Annotated in this window: 4 protein-coding genes; 3 read left to right on the top strand and 1 reads right to left on the bottom strand. The window is 54.7% G+C overall.

The features are described 5' to 3' along the window. Positions 1-809: 809 nt before the first annotated feature. On the bottom strand, positions 810-1,109 hold the full coding sequence (locus PY649_RS34475; RefSeq protein ID WP_285873527.1) for a hypothetical protein: 300 nt from the start codon (positions 1,107-1,109) through the stop codon (positions 810-812). Between the two features lie 62 nt (positions 1,110-1,171). Between PY649_RS34475 and PY649_RS34470 the strand changes: the two genes are divergently transcribed. From PY649_RS34470 to PY649_RS34460, 3 genes are all read left to right on the top strand, one after another. Beyond that, positions 1,172-1,915 carry a helix-turn-helix transcriptional regulator gene (locus PY649_RS34470; protein ID WP_285873525.1) on the top strand — a complete coding sequence of 248 codons (744 nt, stop codon included), beginning with the start codon at positions 1,172-1,174 and terminating at the stop codon, positions 1,913-1,915. Between the two features lie 115 nt (positions 1,916-2,030). After that, positions 2,031-2,714, top strand: a complete 684-nt coding sequence (locus tag PY649_RS34465; RefSeq protein WP_120709112.1) for an acyl-homoserine-lactone synthase — start codon at positions 2,031-2,033, stop codon at positions 2,712-2,714. Positions 2,715-3,198: 484 nt separating this feature from the next. Further along, complete coding sequence (locus PY649_RS34460) at positions 3,199-3,552, top strand: DUF2934 domain-containing protein (RefSeq protein WP_285873522.1); 354 nt, start codon at positions 3,199-3,201, stop codon at positions 3,550-3,552. Positions 3,553-4,222: the final 670 nt, after the last annotated feature.

The raw sequence follows: 4,222 nt of genomic DNA, 5'->3' as shown, positions 1-4,222 counted from the left end.
GATACGCTCGGGAGTGATGGCGAACGAGCTCCTGCACGGCATCGGGATGTTATGCGTGCCACCCATGTGCGGCGAGCCAACTGATCCGCAGCGGATGGTGGGCTTGTTTATGGACGGACTACGCTTTCACGCCGGCGCTGGTAGCCGAACGAAGTTTCCGCCGGGAAAATGATGCCCTCGGAGGTAGCGCGGCACTCAACTGACTAATTTGCGGCTTTACCGTTTCGGGGCAGCGCGAGAGAACTCTCACCGACGTTCTTGGTTCTGATGACATGGAAAACGGTGCGAAACAGGACAAGGCTACTGCGGGAAGAATTGAGGCGACATCTTCATCCGATCATCCGCCGACAGCAGCTTACGCGCATTGGTGCTCAAGCTGAAACAAGAACGAGCAATGCGTCGGCGCTCTGTCCTGGGGTATAGTTCCAGTCCCGCAACGATTTCGCCGCCACACAGCCTATTCCAGGCCGGCGCTCACAGCTATGAAGAAATTCGCGAAATCGTGATCGATATTCTGCTCAGCAGGGAGGCGGGTGAGTTGCGAACCTACGAACCATGGCATTCAGCCCAGTTGCCTCTGGCGTGCCAGGCGTTTTTTCGGGGGAGCTCAAGGCTCCGCGATATGCGCCGCGTCAAGCTATGTTCAAATCTCCCGCGACGGCGAGTTAATTCTCAACGGATGTCAGCGCTCAGACCTCACGCCGGCAGGTTCGACCCTGCCGGCGTCGTTATTCAAATTTTCTTTCCAGATGACCAAAGATCGGCCCGGCAATGCCTTTGGCGCTGGCAATGCCTCCAAGTGAGGACCGTCATTGAGATCCGGCAAGCCCGCGCCCTTTGGCTGCAATTTGCTTACTTGTGTTGGTTTTAACAGCGACCTCACGTAACGGTAAATAAGCAATATTGCTTAGCTTTAAGCGCATCGAAGGGCCCCCTGGCAAAGCTGCCTGTCCATCCGAATGAAACGCTGACGGTGCGTTGTCCGCATAGTCGGCAGTGTATGTCGGTGGAGCACGAGACCGAACCGTCTCCTCCGCAGTTTTTCCCTTTTCATATTCACGTTTTATAAAAATAGCATATACAGCCGGCGATCGTTGGGCGGTGGTCATGAAAGTAATACTTCTTTCAGCTAATATGCTCATAGACTATCTGAAATAGTGGGGAGGGGCGAGTGGACAGCGAAGCTGTGGCGACCGCAAGAGTAATGTTCGAATTTCTGTCGGAAACCGCGACTGCAAAGAGCAAGGAAGATATACTCGGCTCACTCGACAGATCCGCACGATACTTCGGCTTTGATTGTTTCGCTATATCCGGCATACCTTTGGCCACGGAGCGTATCGATTCTTACTTCATGTTGAATGGATGGCCGTTGGAATGGTTTGAACACTATTTGTCGAAGAATTACGTTCACGCAGATCCCGTTATTCAGCTCTGTAAAATGCAGGACGGTGCTTTTGTTTGGTCGGAGGCATTGCGAGGCCAAGATCTTGGCCGTCATGCACGCCGTGTCATGAACGAAGCCAGGGAATTCAAAATGAAAGACGGCTATAGCGTGCCATTGCATACAGCGAGCGGCTTTCAGGCGATTGTGACGTTCGGTGCCGAAAAAGTCGATCTCTCCAGCGCCGCTCGAGGCGCATTGCATATCTTGTCGATCTACGCCCACAATGCGTTGCGTGGCCTGATAGCAAAGGAGGCGAGTTCGCGAAACAGAAGCCTATTGCGGATCACCGCTCGAGAGCGTGAAATTATTCAGTGGTGCGCGGCAGGCAAAACAGCCATTGAGATCGCGGAAATTCTGGGACGCTCCCACCGAACCATTCAGAATGAGATTTTGAATGTGCAGCGCAAACTTGATGTCGTTAATGCGGCGCAGATGATCGCGGAGAGTTTTCGCGTTGGAATCCTTCGCTGAAGCTGGGTAATTCTACTTATTTATGTCGCGCGCAATATCGTGCACTGTTTCGCCCAAAATAGGGGCAAAGATGATAAGGCTTTACGTAGGTCGTTCGGCGTCGGATCCCAAGGCAATGGAGAAGATTTGGCGCTTTCGGCACCAGCAATTCGTAGAGCGCTTCGGCTGGGAAGCACTTCGCAGAAGCGATGGTCGCGAAATCGATCAGTTCGATCATGAGCAGGCTCTTCATCTTGTACTTTTCTGTGAAGATGCCGTTGTAGGATATTCTCGATTGCTGCCGACGACCGAGCCGCATCTCCTGTCTGATATCTATCCTCATATCATGAACGGCCAGGCCTGGCCCCGTGCACCGGAAATTTATGAGTGGACCCGGTGCGTCGCCGCCGAAGGCGCCGGACTTATCAATCACATACCCGCCTCGCATGTTTTGATGACCGGAGTGATGGAGTTCTGTCTCGTTGCGGGCATTACTTCGCTGATCGTGGAAACGCACCCGAAGCTGGTCGATCTATTAATTTCCACGGGCTGGGAGGTCACCAAGCTCAGCTTGCCCTCGGTCTTGGGCCAGGAGCTTATCATGCCAATTCAGGCTAAGCCTTCTTTATGTGGCTTGATGCAGCATCATCGCCTCTATTCGATCGAGGCAAGCACGCTCTCACTCGAGCCCGAATTGCGAAATCCGTTGAGGCCCGAAGTCACGCTGGGGCACTTACCTTTCCTCGCGCGGGCGCGCGTCCGTCCGACCCATAAGAATAACGAGGCTTATTTGGCCGATCGAGAGGTGAGCTCGTGCTGACGGAACGGAGCGACTTTGAATTTTCGGTCCTTCCATGGAGCTGCAGCATGAATTGCGATCCATTTGTCCGTTCGAAGCAATTCGGATAACCCCCGTGATCAGAGAAATTTACGCCTCACCCAAACGGAGAAAATCTCTCCGAGATAGCCGCGGTCATAAAGAGCAACTGCCCGAGCCGCGCGCCGTTGTTGAGCCATGGGTGCAGCGGATCATTGATGAGTTCGATCGCGAATTGCGGATCATGGAAGATCAATATTGTCAAAAACCTCTCTTTCCAAGCTCTGCGACATCGAGACGTTGATATCGCCTTCGAGACGCCTTAAGCGAGAAGCGGTCCGTATACCGACCTGCCGCTTCACATGGAGAAGAAGAGGGTTCCTCATCCGCTAGATTCCACCGATGGTCGACACCAGGTGGTGTCGACGGAACCGCAATCCTCTCCAGATCGTTCTCAAAGGGTTATTCTGCTTCGGGGGAGAATGTCATGGCCGTTGACAGACACGAACGAATCCAGCGCCGTGCTTACGAAATCTGGGAAAGCGAAGGCCGGCCGGAGGGTGCGGACCTGCGCTATTGGCAACAAGCCTGCGATGAGCTGGACGGTGACGACCTGCATGAGACGCCGCAAGACCGGCAGGGCAAAGATGATCGGGATGATGCGGCGCTGCTTCAAGGTGCAGGAGAAAGCGGCTATATAGATCGATCCCGCGAAAAATCTCCACGGTCGAAGAAAACGCCGAAAAACTCGCAATCCTCCGCGCGCTCCATGCCGGAGATCGAGATAACGACGAGCGAAAAGCCTTCTCGGCAAAAGATCAAGAAGACCGAGGGGCCGTAGTTGCTATGCGGCATCTCGATCATCCAGATTGCTCTTGGAGCCCATGAAGGCCAGTCAGACAACGTCGGTCGGCTATGTTTTGAGCATTGCCAGCGCATCTCCCTTCTTGTTTCCGGCCACTCGGCGCGAACGCTCGCCTACGTGCATGACGTATCGAGAAGAGAAGGGGCTGGACGCTCGACCAGCTGAAAGAAGGAGGCTTTCGGTCGCCGATCAAGCGCCCGGCATTGACGTTGTGCAGCCTGGTAAACCGAGCGCCGTCGGATCAAAAGAACCGTCCTTTGATGTCGAAAAGACCGGGTAGCTCAGGCTCTTCTAAGACATACCCTCACGACAGATTTAGGCAGGTCTCGATCGAGGGAGAGGCCGCGCCGAGCCAATGCCATGTCAATATCGATCCGGCCGCTTGCCTGTCCCTGAGCGCATCCAGCGGCGCGGGCCAGGTGCGAGGATGCCCTGGCCCCACGTCTCGAAACTCCCTTCCCCTTCCATGAAAACGGAGCGCAAAGACCGGGGGCACTCGGTCTAGCTCCCCTTCGGGACACAATGTTGAAGCTCGTGCGGCTCCTTGCGGGGCTCCGTGGGCATTTCTGCAATAATACCCGCTAAGGGAAAGCGAAGTTGTTTGGATTGAAACGGTTAGCGCGGATCGGCCTGAAGCGTTCGAGGG

It is taken from the genome of Rhizobium mayense (genome assembly GCF_030272705.1).
GTDB lineage: Bacteria > Pseudomonadota > Alphaproteobacteria > Rhizobiales > Rhizobiaceae > Rhizobium > Rhizobium mayense.
Note: the sequence above shows the minus strand (reverse complement) of the source record. Positions and strands in the feature narration are given on the sequence as shown.